The sequence below is a fragment of the Alloacidobacterium sp. genome, from assembly GCF_035631355.1.
Lineage (GTDB): Bacteria > Acidobacteriota > Terriglobia > Terriglobales > Acidobacteriaceae > Alloacidobacterium.
In genome coordinates, this window is record NZ_DASQIX010000002.1 from 19300 (window position 1) to 33211 (window position 13912).

At 57.2% G+C, this 13912-nt stretch carries 14 protein-coding genes and 1 pseudogene; 1 reads left to right on the forward strand and 14 read right to left on the reverse strand.

What is annotated here, in order from left to right; all coding sequences use genetic code 11:
- Positions 1 to 57 precede the first annotated feature (57 nt).
- Together VEV40_RS00505 and VEV40_RS00510 are read right to left on the reverse strand one after the other, a co-directional pair.
- Positions 58 to 1260 carry a DUF1624 domain-containing protein gene (locus tag VEV40_RS00505; protein WP_324829410.1) on the reverse strand — a complete coding sequence of 401 codons (1203 nt, stop codon included), beginning with the start codon at positions 1258 to 1260 and terminating at the stop codon, positions 58 to 60.
- Between the two features lie 21 nt (positions 1261 to 1281).
- On the reverse strand, positions 1282 to 2151 hold the full coding sequence (locus VEV40_RS00510; RefSeq protein ID WP_324829411.1) for a phosphotransferase: 870 nt from the start codon (positions 2149 to 2151) through the stop codon (positions 1282 to 1284).
- 110 nt (positions 2152 to 2261) lie between these two features.
- Here VEV40_RS00510 and VEV40_RS00515 point away from each other — a divergent pair, with 110 nt between their 5' ends.
- Positions 2262 to 2672: a hypothetical protein gene (locus tag VEV40_RS00515; RefSeq protein ID WP_324829412.1), complete on the forward strand. Its 411-nt coding sequence runs from the start codon at positions 2262 to 2264 to the stop codon at positions 2670 to 2672.
- A 4-nt stretch (positions 2673 to 2676) separates the two neighbouring features.
- Here the strand turns inward: VEV40_RS00515 and VEV40_RS00520 are convergent, their stop codons facing one another.
- The 12 genes and pseudogenes from VEV40_RS00520 to VEV40_RS00575 form a co-directional block, all read right to left on the reverse strand.
- Complete coding sequence (locus VEV40_RS00520; RefSeq protein WP_324829413.1) at positions 2677 to 3531, reverse strand: 3-hydroxybutyryl-CoA dehydrogenase; 855 nt, start codon at positions 3529 to 3531, stop codon at positions 2677 to 2679.
- Between the two features lie 193 nt (positions 3532 to 3724).
- Entirely contained in the window at positions 3725 to 4447 is a 723-nt protein-coding gene (locus tag VEV40_RS00525) for a Stp1/IreP family PP2C-type Ser/Thr phosphatase (protein WP_324829414.1), read from the reverse strand.
- A 120-nt stretch (positions 4448 to 4567) separates the two neighbouring features.
- The gene (gene atpC, locus VEV40_RS00530; protein WP_324829415.1) at positions 4568 to 4981 is read right to left on the reverse strand and encodes an ATP synthase F1 subunit epsilon; all 414 of its coding nucleotides are present in this window, start codon (positions 4979 to 4981) and stop codon (positions 4568 to 4570) included.
- A gap of 3 nt (positions 4982 to 4984) precedes the next feature.
- Positions 4985 to 6427, reverse strand: a complete 1443-nt coding sequence (gene atpD / locus VEV40_RS00535) for a F0F1 ATP synthase subunit beta (RefSeq protein WP_324829416.1) — start codon at positions 6425 to 6427, stop codon at positions 4985 to 4987.
- A 15-nt stretch (positions 6428 to 6442) separates the two neighbouring features.
- Complete coding sequence (locus tag VEV40_RS00540) at positions 6443 to 7537, reverse strand: FoF1 ATP synthase subunit gamma (protein WP_324829417.1); 1095 nt, start codon at positions 7535 to 7537, stop codon at positions 6443 to 6445.
- Between the two features lie 9 nt (positions 7538 to 7546).
- Complete coding sequence (gene atpA, locus VEV40_RS00545; protein ID WP_324829418.1) at positions 7547 to 9088, reverse strand: F0F1 ATP synthase subunit alpha; 1542 nt, start codon at positions 9086 to 9088, stop codon at positions 7547 to 7549.
- A 79-nt stretch (positions 9089 to 9167) separates the two neighbouring features.
- Entirely contained in the window at positions 9168 to 9704 is a 537-nt protein-coding gene (atpH, locus tag VEV40_RS00550; RefSeq protein WP_324829419.1) for an ATP synthase F1 subunit delta, read from the reverse strand.
- On the reverse strand, positions 9704 to 10426 hold the full coding sequence (locus tag VEV40_RS00555) for an ATP synthase F0 subunit B (RefSeq protein WP_324829420.1): 723 nt from the start codon (positions 10424 to 10426) through the stop codon (positions 9704 to 9706). Before VEV40_RS00555 ends, atpH begins: the two co-directional genes overlap by 1 nt.
- On the reverse strand, positions 10423 to 10887 hold the full coding sequence (locus VEV40_RS00560) for a hypothetical protein (protein WP_324829421.1): 465 nt from the start codon (positions 10885 to 10887) through the stop codon (positions 10423 to 10425). The genes VEV40_RS00555 and VEV40_RS00560 overlap by 4 nt, the downstream gene beginning before the upstream one ends.
- A 310-nt stretch (positions 10888 to 11197) precedes the next feature.
- Positions 11198 to 12619, reverse strand: a complete 1422-nt coding sequence (gene hflX / locus VEV40_RS00565; RefSeq protein ID WP_324829424.1) for a GTPase HflX — start codon at positions 12617 to 12619, stop codon at positions 11198 to 11200.
- A gap of 53 nt (positions 12620 to 12672) precedes the next feature.
- Positions 12673 to 12987, reverse strand: a complete 315-nt coding sequence (gene hfq / locus VEV40_RS00570) for an RNA chaperone Hfq (RefSeq protein ID WP_324829422.1) — start codon at positions 12985 to 12987, stop codon at positions 12673 to 12675.
- 327 nt (positions 12988 to 13314) lie between these two features.
- Positions 13315 to 13912, reverse strand: a pseudogene (locus VEV40_RS00575) (SH3 domain-containing protein); the annotation flags it as partial.

Below are 13912 nucleotides of genomic sequence, written 5' to 3' on the forward strand. Positions count from 1 at the left end.
AACGAACAAGCGTCATGGCATGGCGGGCAATGAAAAGCGTGCCGTCATGCCATTGCTTTACAGATAACTCAGCCACCAGTCCTTGCGTCTCGACTTTACTCCGGCAAACCATCGGCACACCGGATACAGCAGCACAACCACTAAGGCCCACATGACATAAACGACCCACAAGCTGTATCCAAAATTTGCAGGGAACAGTTGCCGCGGTCCACCCATGGACGGGATTGGATTGAAGATGAATGAAAAAGCAGCATGACCATAGCGAATCCAGGCCATGAGCGCCATCAGGCAATGAATGAGATAAAAATGCAGCACAAAGTAGAAGAACGGCACACGCCCATAGATAACCACTGGGTTGGTGGCCTTTAGTGGATGACGGTCGAGATAGATAAGAACCAGGATGGCTGGGCCCAGAGTCATCAGCAGAAAATCAAGCGATGCCGGGTACTTTGTGCAGTTCAGAAATGAAAGCACCGTGAAGATGGCTGACTTCTGGACCGACCATGGTGCGGGGTCTCCATAGCGATTGATGGAGCGGACTACAAAGAAAGCGACGGTCGCAAAGAGGCCGATGCGCAGCATAATTTTCTGCCGCGCCGCCGCTTCGAGTGTGAACAGGCTGCCGAAGCAGAAGCCGCCTGTCATCACGGCGATCCAGGGCAAGAGCGTGTAGATTTGCAGCACTTGCCTGCCTGCGAACAAAAACACGCCAGGCTGGTGCACGATGTTCCACACCCATGCCGCGGAGCCGAACCGCGATGCGTTGACCGGATCGACACAATTATGCAGTGCAATGACAGTTACGCTGAACACGGTCAGCCAGCGCAGCGGCGCATGAATCAGCGCGGCCATCATGATCATGCAGACGCCAAAAATCCACAGCATGACAAGCAGAACTGTGTCGCGGGGAGAAACATTGAAGTTATAAGCGAACTGCATCACCGTCAGTTCAAGAAAGATGAACCAGACGCCGCGTGTCCAGAGGAAGCGCGACAACTGCTTCTTGGTTCGGTTCCCTCGATGCCACCAGAGAAATGCCCCCATGCCCGCCGTAAACATGAATACCGGCAGGCAGAAATGGGTGATCCAGCGTGTGAAGAAAAGCACGGTATTTGTTCTGGCGAGATCGGTCGGCGGGAATAACAAGGCGCTTCTGTGAAAAAAATCCCGCACATGGTCCAGCGCCATAATGATCATGATCGCGCCGCGAAGCGCGTCGATACTTACAAGACGTGGACGGGATTGAGGCTGCAAGTTCATCGAGGCCAAGCCCAGCCTAGCTTATCCATACCGTTCCCTGCATACCGCCATCCATTCTGCGGCCCGTTCTCTGCGATCTGCGAACCGTGTTGAAAGAATTGCGCCCCACACCGCGCCTTGCAGGTCGCGCGCGGCAAAAAATGGCTCTAACTGCTCGAGATTGAAATTGCTGCTGTAGCTTTTAAGCGCCGTTTCCCGGTTCTCGCCTGAAGTGCGGACAAAACATGCCACGTCCCATGCAAGCGGCCCACGACACGCATCTTCAAAGTCCGTCCAAATCAGACCCCGCCTTGTTTTCAGGATGTTTCTCTTGTGAGAATCGCCATGCAGCGGCTGACTCTGCAGTTCAAGCGCGCCGATCTGGAGGGAAATCATTCCGTATGCCCGCCGCAGCATGGCCAGATCGTCATCGTTGAGCACATTCCAATGCTCCACCTCACCCAGCCATAGCGGAATCTCAGTAAACGGGCTCAAATAGCGCAAATAACCTGGATAATGTCGCAATTCTGCATGTAATTCGCACAGAAATGCGCCTGTTTCCGGCGGGTTTGCTACATAGTTCCGGTCATGTTCGACATATTCCCAGAAAGTGAGGGTGAGGCCGTCATGCAGATGCGGCCCCGGCGGAAGTTCCATGCTAGGCGGCACGACAGGAAAATTCTTCTTTCTCAGATATCCGGCCATGCTTAGATCCAGCGCCAACCAATGCTCTGCAGGCTTGCGGACGAGTCCTGTAGTCGTCGCAACCCGTGCAACCACAGGGGCGGGCTTCAGATGCATCATCACATTGCTGCCGTCAGCGAGTAGTTCTGGTTCATCGTTGCATTTCAGTCCTAGTTCTCGCGCAACATCAATGGCCGCGGCAACAGCGCGCGCGCTCAATGAATCCATTTACTCATCGTACCTGCGGAAAACAGCCCGCTTTGATTGCGCCGCCGGAAACGCGCTACTCTGGTGCAGTCGGATCGAAAAGGCATCTTCTAATACCAGGAGGCATTTTCATGGCAGTGGATTCGGTCAAGGAAGTGGCTACACAAGGTGATTCCGCGCAGTTTGACCTGTTAAACGAGATCGCCGATGCAGAGAAGAAGAAGCCGTGGCAGTCGGGTGTTTATGCGAAGACTCTGGACAAGCGAGCCGACTTCCGCGCCGTCCTCATCAGCATGGAACGTGGCGCGCGCATGAAGGAACATCATACTGATGGCGCAATCTCCGTCCAGGTATTGAAAGGCGCTATTCGCGTCAATGTTCAAAACCAGGCATACGAGCTGCGGGTGGCAGGCCTGTTTACGCTTGGTCCTTCCATCAAGCACGATGTCGAAGCGATGGAAGATTCCGCATTTCTGCTCACCATTTCATGGCCTACCAGCGAAAAGCTGCGCTCCCTCGAACACCGCGGTTACGGAAGCTAGTGTTTCATTCGTACATATAAAATCCGCGTCCGCTCTTGCGGCCCAGCCAGCCAGCGTCCACCATGCGAATCAGCAGCGGGCATGGCCGGTATTTCGGATCGCCGAGGCCATCGTGCAGGACTCGCATGATGTCGAGGCAAACGTCGAGGCCGATGAAATCGGCCAGCGTGAGCGGGCCCATAGGATGCGCCATGCCCAGCTTGAAGACTTCGTCCACGGATTCCGGAGTTGCCACCCCCTCCATGACCGCGTACATGGCTTCATTCAGCAGCGGCATCAGCACACGGTTGGAAACAAAGCCGGGAGCATCGTTTACTTCAACCGGTGTCTTGCCCAGTTTCTCCGCCAGAGACTTGACTGTGTCGTAAGTGGCCTGTGTAGTTTGAAGCCCGCGAATCACTTCGACCAGCTTCATGACCGGCACAGGATTGAAGAAGTGCATGCCGATGACCTGTTCGGGACGCTTCGTCTGCGCGGCAAGCTTCGTGATCGAAATCGAAGATGTGTTTGAGGCGAGAATGACGTCGTTCGGCAGGATCGAATCCAACTCTGCGAAAAGCTGGCTCTTAATCTCGAATTTTTCCGTTGCCGCTTCGATAACAAAATCGCAGGATGCCAGCGATGCGCGTTCCAATGTTCCATGAATGCGCGCGAGTGCTCCTGTGACATCATCCGCAGTTATCTTGCCCTTGGCCGCTTCACGGTCCAGGTTCTTTCGGATCGTTTCGAGTCCACGATCAAGGAACCGCTGATCTACCTCGCACAGGCGCACATCGTATCCGCTGCGCGCGAAGACGTGCGCAATACCGTTACCCATCGTGCCGGCGCCAAGCACGCCGACTGTCTTGATTTCAGCCATTCAGTTCACTCCCGCAAAACAGATGAGTGTATCAGGAGAAAGCAAGTCAGCGGGTCAGCCAGTCAGCGCGCCTTAGGGCGCAAAGCGAAAAGCGGCTGATTAGCGGAGACATTCTTTGGCGTGGACTACTGTTTTTTTAATCACGACATGTGTTCAAACGCTGACTTGCTTGCGCCAAAGGCGCGCTGACTCGCTATCTAATCCTCGCCACAATCGCGGTAACATTGTCGCTGCCGCCCGCATCATTTGCCTCTTGGATCAATGCACGGCAGAGCGTCTGCAGATCGGAAGTGTCTCTGCGCAGAATATTCGCGATGGTTTCGTCGGGGACTTCCTTGCTCAAGCCGTCGGAGCACAGCAGAAAGAGATCGCCATTCTCGGTGGTCACTTCCTGAATGTCCGGCATAACTGTGGCGCGTGTCCCGATTGCCCGCGTGATGACATTGCGCAGCGGCGAAAGCTCTGCTTCAGCGGGAGTCATCTGGCCGAGCCGCACCTGTTCATCAACAAGAGAGTGGTCCTGCGTCATGCGCTCGAGCAGGCCGGCGCGAAGACGATAGCAGCGGCTGTCACCCACATGCGCAATCCATATGCGATCTTTCAGCACCAGCAGCGAGACCAATGTTGTCCCCATGCCGTGTAACGACGATTCCTGCTCTGCGCGCGAAAAGACACGCAGGTTCGCTTCGCTGATGGCGTTCTCAAGCGCCTGTCGTGGATCATCAATGGCCTGCGGTCCGCACATGGCTTCGAGCATGGCACTCACGGCTGTCTGGCTGGCGATTTCGCCCGCCGCAGCGCCACCCATGCCGTCACACACCACGAAGAATCCAGCTTCAGCGCAGAGTCCGTGAGAATCTTCATTGGCGGAGCGGACACGCCCCACATCTGTCAGCGCTGCGGATTCCGTGAACATTTTTATGAGAATAGCCGTGACTCTTCACGATACACGCGCGGAGTCTGTCCCGGCATTAAGCAGAGGAGTGCCGAAAGGATGCCCCAGGTCTCGATTTTGAGACCTGGGATTTGCAGTGCTTCAGCCATGTGAAGCGGCACTCGCGATTTTCGATTCCGCTTCCTCGATCACGCGGTTCGCCTCTTCGTATTTCGCGGCGTCTTCACCGGCTTCGTTCCACATCTGGTGGCCGCGCTCGAGCTGTTCCTGTGCGCGCGTTGTATCAATTTCTTCCGGTTTCAGCGCGCTCTCGGCCAGAATCATCACACGCTCGGGAAGCACTTCGACAAAGCCCCAGTTCACGTTGTAGCGCTGCTCGCCCGCGTGGCCGCCGTGCAGGCGCACTTCGCCCGCGCCCAACTCGGCAAGCAGCGGCGTGTGCCCAAAGAGCACCTCTAGATAGCCGGAACGCGACGGCAATTCGACCGCGTCTGCCGTCGAATCGACCAGGATGCGTTCGGGAGTGACCAGACGGACTTGCAGTTGATCTGGCATGGCCTACGCCGTCACCTTCATCTTCTCAGCCGCTTCAAGCACGTCTTCAATCGATCCCTTAAGGTAGAAAGCCTGCTCAGGAACACTGTCATGCTTGCCGTCGAGCACTTCCTTGAAACTGCGCACACTATCCTCAATCTTGACGTAGCGTCCCGGAATGCCGGTGAACTGCTCGGCTACGTGGAATGGTTGCGAGAGGAAGCGCTGGATCTTGCGCGCGCGGGCGACCGTGAGCTTGTCATCTTCTGAAAGCTCGTCAATGCCAAGAATCGCGATGATGTCCTGCAGGTCTTTGTAGCGCTGCAGAATGCGCTTCACACCCTGCGCCACGTCGTAGTGCTCCTGGCCGACAATGCGCGGAGAAAGAATGCGCGATGTCGAAGCGAGCGGATCGACGGCAGGATAGATGCCCAGCTCAGAGAGTGGACGCGAAAGTACCGTCGTCGCATCGAGGTGGGCAAATGTCGTCGCCGGAGCCGGGTCAGTGAGGTCGTCAGCCGGAACGTACACGGCCTGTACTGACGTTACGGAGCCTTTCTTGGTCGAAGTAATTCGCTCTTGCAATTCGCCCATTTCCGTTGAAAGGTTAGGTTGATAGCCGACGGCGGAAGGCATGCGGCCCAGCAGCGTCGAGACCTCAGAACCAGCCTGCGTGAAGCGGAAGATGTTGTCAATAAAGAGCAGCGTGTCCGCGCCTTCGTTGTCGCGGAAATATTCAGCGACGGTGAGAGCCGTCAGCGCCACCCGCAGACGCGCGCCGGGCGGTTCAGTCATCTGGCCGTAGATTAGGGCGGCCTTTGACTTTGAGAAATCTTTCAAATCGATAACGCCGGCTTCCTGGAATTCCACCCACAGGTCGTTGCCTTCGCGAGTGCGCTCGCCAACGCCGCCGAATACTGAAAAGCCGCCATGCTTGAGCGCGACGTTGTTGATGAGCTCCTGAATGATGACCGTCTTGCCGACGCCAGCGCCGCCGAAGAGACCGATTTTGCCGCCCTTCAAGAAGGGCTGAATGAGGTCGATGACCTTCACGCCGGTCTCGAACATTTCTTCACGCGTCGATTGCTCGTCGAACGCGGGAGCGGGGCGGTGAATAGGCAGGAAGGTCTTGGCATTGACCGGACCAAGCTCGTCCACCGGCTCGCCGATCACGTTGAGCACGCGGCCAAGCGTTTCGTGCCCCACAGGAACAGTGATGGGTCCGCCGAGGTCGAGCGCGTTCATGCCGCGGACCATGCCTTCGGTGGCCTGCATGGCGACGCAGCGCACGCGGCCTTCGCCCAGGTGCTGTTGCACTTCCAGAATCACGTTGATGGGAACGGGCACGGTGAAACCGTCGCCGGTGACGCGCAGCGCCTGGTAAATGGGCGGCATCTTCGCCTCTTCAAACTGCACGTCCACCGCGGGCCCGGCGATCTTAATGACTTTGCCTATGTTCTCTGCCATAAAATTTCTTTCTCTCTACAGTGCGGCTGCGCCGCTGACAATCTCGATCAGTTCCTTGGTGATCGCGGCCTGACGAACGCGGTTCATCAACAGCGTGTAGTGGTCAATCAGGTCGGATGCGTTGTTGGTCGCCGAATCCATCGCGGTCATGCGCGCTGCAAACTCGGCTGCTACCGACTCCACCATCGCGTGATAGAGCAGCGTTCCCACATATCGCGGCAGGATCGCCTTGAACAGCTCATGTGGAGGCTGCTCATAGATGTAATCGACCTCGGCCGTGCCAAATCGACGGGCTTCTTCCTCAGCCTGCTTTGCGGCGGCTTCCGCTTCGGCAGAATCAAGACTCACGCCCGCCGACAACGCCGCTTCCGCCGCGCGCTCACGCTGTTCCAGCGTCATCTCTTCGGCGGCAGCAATCTCTTGTTTGCCAATTTCGATGATGGGAAGTATCCGCTCCACAACCAGGCGCTGCTGGATCACGGACTTGAATTCGTTGTAGACCAGGTAGACAGCATCGATCTGTTCATTCGTATAGAGCGCAATGATTTCCCGGCCCAGTTCGCGAATCTCGTCGAAGGTGATCTTGTGCAGGATATTGCGATAATGGCTGTCCAGCAGTTCGATGGTATTCGCCCGCTCACCTCGCCGTGGGCGGCCGGTATCATGCTCGTCCTGCTTCTGCGCTTCAATATACTGAGCCGCAGGATAGCGCCGTCGCAGGATGTCGCGTCCCTTGCGGCCAATCGCTTCAATGTCGATCTGCTGATCTTTATGGCTGGCGATGAAGTTGGTGGCAGCCTTGACGATGTTGGCGTTGAAGGCCCCGGCGAATCCGCCTTCGCCGGAGATGACAACCAGGAGCACGTTCTTTTCCGGACGAGTCAGCAGCAGAGGATGCCGCACTTCGCCTGTTTCCGGGTCATAAATTTCAGTACGCCGCTTGAGCGACTGCAGCACGCTTACCATCATCGTTACATAGGGACGCGACGCGAAAGCGCGCTCCTGCGCGCGTCGCAGCCTGGCGGCGGCCACCATCTTCATGGCCTTAGTGATCTGGCGCGTGTTTTTGATGCTGCGTATGCGCCTTCTTAAGTCGAGAACGTTTGCCATTCAGTCAACCTATTTCGCAACCACCTGCGCCGATTCATGCTCCGCGAAGAAGTTCTGCTTGTATTCATTCACTGCGTCCTTCAGTCGGGCGCGCAGGTCGTCGTCCAGCGCCTTCTTCTCGCCTATGTCCTTCAGCAGCGCCGTCTGCGCTGAATCCAAATATTTGTGGAAGCCGTCCTCAAATGCGCGAATGGCGTCTACCTTCACGTCGTCGAGCAGGCCCTGGGTTCCGGCAAACAGCATTGCCACCTGGTGCTCGGCGGTCAGCGGCTGGAACTGCGGCTGTTTCAGCAGCTCCGTAAGACGCTGGCCGCGGTTCAACTGCGCCTGCGTCACTTTGTCGAGATCACTGCCGAACTGGGAGAAGGCGGCCAGTTCGCGATACTGCGCGAGGTCGAGCTTCAATGTTGCTCCAACCTGCTTAATGGCCTTCATGGCTGCGGAGAAGCCGACGCGCGAAACCGAGAGGCCGACGTTCACCGCAGGACGCACGCCTGAATTGAACAAGTCGGTTTCAAGGAAAATCTGGCCGTCTGTAATCGAAATTACGTTTGTCGGAATATAGGCGGAGACGTCGCCTGCCTGGGTTTCGATAATCGGCAGAGCGGTCAGCGAGCCGCCACCGTTTTCCTTGTTCAGCTTCGACGAGCGCTCCAGAAGACGCGAGTGGAGATAGAACACATCGCCCGGATACGCTTCGCGGCCCGGCGGACGGCGCAGCAGCAGCGAGATTTCGCGATAGGCTACGGCGTGTTTCGAAAGATCGTCGTAAATCACCAGCGCGTGCTTGCCTTTATCGCGGAAGTACTCGCCCATGGCGGTCGCCGCATACGGAGAGAGATAGAGCATTGGGGCGGGTTCGGAGGCAGTCGCCGCCACGATGATGGTGTAATCCATCGCGCCGTTTTCGGTCAGCGTCTGCACCACCTGGGCCACCGATGAGCGCTTCTGCCCGATAGCGCAGTAGATGCAGATGAGATCGTTTTTGGCGTTGCTGATGATGGTGTCGAGCGCAATCGCCGTCTTGCCTGTCTGGCGGTCGCCGATAATCAGCTCGCGCTGTCCGCGGCCAATCGGAATCATGCTGTCGATGGCCTTGATTCCGGTCATCATCGGCTCGCGCACCGATTGGCGGGCTACTACCCCGGGGGCAATGCGTTCTACAGGAAGCGCTTCCGTTGCATTAATCGGCCCCTTATCATCGATCGGCTGCCCCAGAGCATCGACTACGCGGCCAATCATGGCCTCGCCCACAGGCACGCTCAGAATCGTTCCCGTCCGCCTGACCTGGTCGCCCTCGCGCAGTTCCGTGTAGTCGCCCATCAGCACGGCACCAACCTGGTCCTCTTCAAGGTTCATGGCCAGTCCAGCCACGCCATGCGGAAACTCGATCATCTCGCCATACATGACCTTGTCGAGGCCATGGATGCGGGCAATGCCGTCGCCCACCGCGATGATCGTTCCGACTTCATCGACACGGATCTTCGCGTCGTAATTCTGGATCTGCTCCTTCAGGAGCTGCGTAATTTCGTCTGCTTTAATCTGAGCCATGCTTCACTTTCCCAACTCTTGTTTGTCATCCTGAGCGAAGGCTGCGAAGCAGCCGAAGTCGAAGGACCTGCTTTTTTAATTAACCGGCAAGCTGCTCCTTCAGTCGGTCCAGTCGTCCTTTTACTGACCCGTCATAGACCGTGCTGCCGACGCGCACCACCACTCCTCCGAGCAGCGCTCGGTCTTCCTGATAAGTGGCATGCACCTGCGTACCAGTCATGGCCGCCACTTTCTGCTCGATTCCCCGTCTCTCATCCGCTTCCAGAACCCGTGCGGACGTGATTTGTATCTCAGAAATGCCGAGCCGCTGGTTCACTTCTCTGCGATATTCGGTCAGAACCTCATCCAAAATATTCAGCCGGTCGTGCTGAATAAGCACGGCAATGAAATTCCGTACCTGAGTTCCCATTCCCAGCCGCGTATTCAGCTTGTCCAGAATGGCGACCTTCTGGTCCGCCGGGAATGAAGGATCAAGAAATACCTCGCGCAGGTCGTCGCTCTCCCACCAGGCGGCGACAAAGCTGTCCAATTGACGTTGAACATCCTGCGCGTTCAGGTGGTCTTCAAACACAACATCTGCAAATGCCCGGGCGTAGGGAGCGGCAATCGCGGCCATCAGTTCTGTCCTCCCTTGCCCTGCATGCCCGCCAGATCGGCGGTAAAGTTCTCAACCAGAACGCGGTCGGCGTCCGCGCCCAGATGTATCCGCTGCAATGCGCGGTCCACGGCCAGGTCGGCTGCAAGCTTCTTCAGGTCGCGCTGTGCCGCAGCGCCAAATGCTTCGATTTCCTGCTCAGCCGATTCAACAATGTGCTTGCGCTCTGTCTCAAGCGCGGCTTTGATGCGCTGCTTATCTTCCACGCTGTCATGTTCAGCCTGCTTGCGGATGGTATCGATTTCGGAATCCAGCCTGGCCAGCCTCGCCTCTACCGCGCTCAACCTCTCTCTGGCTTCTTCCGTTACGGAGTGCGCCTCGGCCAGCCCTTTCTGGATCGTTTCCGAGCGCTTGCGGAAGACTCCAGGCAGCGTCTTGAAGAGGAACCAGAGAATCGCGCCCCAGATGATCGCCGAGTTGAGGTCCTCGAAAATCTGCGCCGCTGTTTCCGTCTTGACGTGCATCACCCTGGCGAGAAACTGCACCGATGCAGAGTGACGATAACCCTCTTCCTCGCTGTTCGTTTCGGGCGTGTCCATCTTTTCGTACTGGGAATGGACATTCGGGGAATGAGCCGGCTGCTCCGGACTATGCTCTTGGCTGAGGGCGCGCATCGCAGGCCCTGCCGTCAAGGCCAATACGGCAAAAAGAATTGCAAGCCTGATCTTCAAACTGCGCTTCAACGGGCACTCTCCACCGGGGCCATGTCCGCGGGCAGAATGGCTTGAAGAATCTGAGTAGCCAACTGTTCGGTCGATCCCTCAATCTGCCGGCGCGCGTCCGCAGCCTGTGCGTTAAGCGCTGCCTGTGCTGCGCGCACCCTCTCCTGCGCCGCCAAACGGGCAGAGGCGAGCGCGTTATCGCGCTCCTTGTTCCATTGCTGGACGAGCTGTTCGCGGTGGCGGAAAATGTCCGCCCGCGCCGCCCGCAGGCGGGCTTCGTACTCCTGCGACTTGGCGTCCGCCGCGGCGATAGCGTCGGCTGCCTTTGCCACTGCTCCCTGCGTGCGTTCCCGGCGCTCTACCAACGTCCGCATTAGCGGGCGGTACAGTACGACCCAGTAAGCCAATACCAGTAATACAAAAAGGATCATCGTCGGGATTGAGCCGATGACCAGATCGCCGAGTTGGTGCAGAATTTCCATGCTTCGCCGGTTCTCAAAGGACCCGCTGAACACATCTTCAGACGGGCTGGTTCTTGTGCGCCGCGCCCCCATCTACACCATTTCCAACACCTTGCGACTCGCTTCGGCGCTCTTGCGGCTGCCTATTAAGCCCGTGGAAGTCTTATCTGGAGGGTATTGCGGAACCTAAGATTTGTAACAGAGTAAAAAATAAGGTGTCAACGCGGGGGAAGACACCTACGCTTAGGTGTATCACAAGCAGGGGTTTCATCCAATAATTTTCCGCAGAAAAGCGCTTGACTCGCCCCTGAGCGGGCGTAGACTTAAACCATCACCTATGACCCGGTTCAGGGTCCAACGGACCGGGCGACTGGGAATCTCCACCGCTCCCCCTCGCCCGGTCCGTACTTGCGTCTGCGCGAAACTCCCTGTATCTCCCCAGAAGAGAAGCTGGCCCTGCGACTGTCATGCGGACTGTATTGTCAAGGTATTCGCAGTTGCGCAGCACTGATCCGGCGCCCAGCGCCGCGAGCACCTCGCCCTTTGCCTGAGGAATCCTGAATGTCTGCTCAATGACTGGATCAGCAGTCAGAGCCTCATCGATGCTCGCCAGCAGGTCTTCAATTCCCCAGCCCAGTTTGCCAGAAGCTACAACCGCGCCGTTTGTCGCCAACTCTGCGCGATCTTCGGTAGAAAGCAGGTCAGCTTTGTTCATTACTTCGAGCTGCGGCTTGTGCAGCACTCCAAGCTCACCCAGCACTTTCTCGACCTCAGCCTTCTGCTCGTCCCGCACCGGGCTCGAAGCGTCCCGCACATGCAGAAGCACTTCGGCTTTTTGTACTTCTTCAAGCGTTGCGCGAAACGACGTGACCAGTGTATGCGGCAGGTTGCGGATAAATCCAACCGTGTCCGATAGCAGCACTTTTCTGCGCGACGGTAGCTGAATGGCCTTCAGCTTCGGGTCAAGGGTTGCGAACATCCTTGCTGACTCAAGAACGCCAGCCTTCGTCAGCGTGTTGAACAGCGTGCTCTTTCCGGCATTGGTATACCCCACCAGCGCGACCGTCGGCACAGGAACAGCCTCGCGGCGCTGCCGCTGCTGCCCCCGGACCCGCCGGACAGCTTCGAGGTCTTCTTTCACTTGCACAATGCGCCGCTGAATTTTGCGCCGATCGGTTTCCAACTGCGTTTCCCCAGGACCTCGTGTGCCGATGCCGCCACCCAGCTGCGACATGGATTTCCCACGCCCTGCCAGCCGCGGCAGCATGTACTCCAACTGCGCCAACTCCACCTGTAGCTGGCCCTCGCGGGTCCTCGCATGGCGGGCAAAGATGTCGAGAATCAACTGTGTCCGGTCAAGAACACGGCAGGGAAGCCGCTCTTCCAGGTTCCGTAATTGTGTCGGGCTGAGATCGTGGTCGAAAAGGACAACATTCGTGCGTGTCGAAGCCGCCACGCCGGCCAGCTCTTCGACCTTGCCGCTGCCGATCAGCGTTGCCGGATCAGGCTTGGGCCGCCGCTGCGTCACTTCACCGGCAATCGCCGCGCCCGCACTCGTGACCAGCTCACGAAATTCGCTGAGAGACGCGTCATGATCGAGCGGCGCAGAAATGATAGGAGCCGATTCAGCCGCATCACCGTCCGCCGAGATGCGTGCGGCATCACGAGCAAGCATGGCCGAAGGCGGCAGAGGAGATCGCTTCGTGGCGAACTCCACCGCCACCAGCAGCGCGCGGTCTTCCGCGCTGTCCATGCCTGTGCGCTGAAGCTCACCCACGAAACGCCGTTCCTGAAGTCTCCTGACCGTTATGCGCTCTGTGATTCAGTCGAAGAACCCGAGGCAGTCCCTCCGCTTCCACCGGCAGAGCCGAGAGGATGCGCCGAGGGCGGCCTGTGTTCGGTATGCAACACCGAACGTGAGCTGACCACGGTCGAGATCGCGTGCTTGAAGATCAGTTGTTCCTGGCTATTGTTCTCCAATAGCACCGAGTATTTATCGAAGGAGCGTATCTTTCCCGTCAGTTTCACTCCACTGACCAGATAGATGGTGATAGGGGTTTTATCTTTGCGGACCGTATTAAGAAACGTGTCCTGAATGTTCTGTGCCGGCTTGTTGTCCATGTGCCGATCTCCTGTTCATTTTTTAACTTCGTGAAATTCGACTACCGCAACGCTAAAGTTCATGCCAATTGCCCGAAGGCGATGCAAGGTTTGTAAAACAATACGAGATTACAGCCAATCAGACAAGCGATGCCGCGATTATTCTTCGACCGCGTCCATGCCCGTGCTCCGATTCATCCCATATATCTCAAAGAACAAGACAAACTACACCTCAGACGATTTTGATGCACATATGACATAAGAGATGTATTAAGAAGAAAATTATTCCAAGCCTAAGTTCAATAGTGTCTTCAGGTTAATTTTCGTTACAAGTTTGGATATAAGCACTTAACGACGCTTATGCCTTCGCGCCCGGACGGCACGATGTTTCCCCTTTTTCGGCGTTCGCGCCTCCGCCGTCGGTTGAGGCGGAGGAGGTGCCGCGCCCGGTGGCTCAACCTTTCGGACGATGACTCCCTCCAACCGGAAAGTCAGCGTTGTCAGGTTCGCAGGCCGTGCCGCACCGGTAGCGGGATCAATCGAAATTGTGTCGTCTGTAGCTGTCTTGAAGGAAAACACGGGCACGGTCCCGATCTTGTCAAAGGTCTGCATGCCGACCTTTACCGGCAAGTATCCCTGCAAATTGCGCTGCCGATAGGCGGTCTCATAACGGTGCTTGCGTACATTCCAGGTAAAGATGCGCACCTGGTCAAAATCATAGGGCAGCCCGTCTTTATAGGGGCTTATCACTGTCACATACTCCGGAACCTGCCCATTGGGAGCGCTCGATTCCGGATCGTTCACGGTCGTCAACTGATACGCCCCGACAATACGCTGTCCTTCGGCGTACTGGGCTATGCTGTCCGGCACATCCACATCCAGTCGACGGGAAAGCGTCCAGCCGACGCGGCCCTGCGCGTCGCGCACCAGCCACCAGTCTTCCAGC

Excerpts from the sequence above, each read along its gene's own strand:
- VEV40_RS00560 (WP_324829421.1), bottom strand. The coding sequence starts at position 10,887 with ATGGAAATTCTGCACCAACTCGGCGATCTGGTCATCGGCTCAATCCCG.
- VEV40_RS00515 (WP_324829412.1), top strand. The coding sequence starts at position 2,262 with ATGGCAGTGGATTCGGTCAAGGAAGTGGCTACACAAGGTGATTCCGCG.
- atpC (WP_324829415.1), bottom strand. The coding sequence starts at position 4,981 with ATGCCAGATCAACTGCAAGTCCGTCTGGTCACTCCCGAACGCATCCTG.
- VEV40_RS00525 (WP_324829414.1), bottom strand. The coding sequence starts at position 4,447 with ATGTTCACGGAATCCGCAGCGCTGACAGATGTGGGGCGTGTCCGCTCC.
- VEV40_RS00510 (WP_324829411.1), bottom strand. The coding sequence starts at position 2,151 with ATGGATTCATTGAGCGCGCGCGCTGTTGCCGCGGCCATTGATGTTGCG.
- hflX (WP_324829424.1), bottom strand. The coding sequence starts at position 12,619 with ATGGACAGCGCGGAAGACCGCGCGCTGCTGGTGGCGGTGGAGTTCGCC.
- VEV40_RS00520 (WP_324829413.1), bottom strand. The coding sequence starts at position 3,531 with ATGGCTGAAATCAAGACAGTCGGCGTGCTTGGCGCCGGCACGATGGGT.
- hfq (WP_324829422.1), bottom strand. The coding sequence starts at position 12,987 with ATGGACAACAAGCCGGCACAGAACATTCAGGACACGTTTCTTAATACG.
- atpD (WP_324829416.1), bottom strand. The coding sequence starts at position 6,427 with ATGGCAGAGAACATAGGCAAAGTCATTAAGATCGCCGGGCCCGCGGTG.
- VEV40_RS00505 (WP_324829410.1), bottom strand. The coding sequence starts at position 1,260 with ATGAACTTGCAGCCTCAATCCCGTCCACGTCTTGTAAGTATCGACGCG.
- atpH (WP_324829419.1), bottom strand. The coding sequence starts at position 9,704 with ATGGCCGCGATTGCCGCTCCCTACGCCCGGGCATTTGCAGATGTTGTG.
- atpA (WP_324829418.1), bottom strand. The coding sequence starts at position 9,088 with ATGGCTCAGATTAAAGCAGACGAAATTACGCAGCTCCTGAAGGAGCAG.
- VEV40_RS00540 (WP_324829417.1), bottom strand. The coding sequence starts at position 7,537 with ATGGCAAACGTTCTCGACTTAAGAAGGCGCATACGCAGCATCAAAAAC.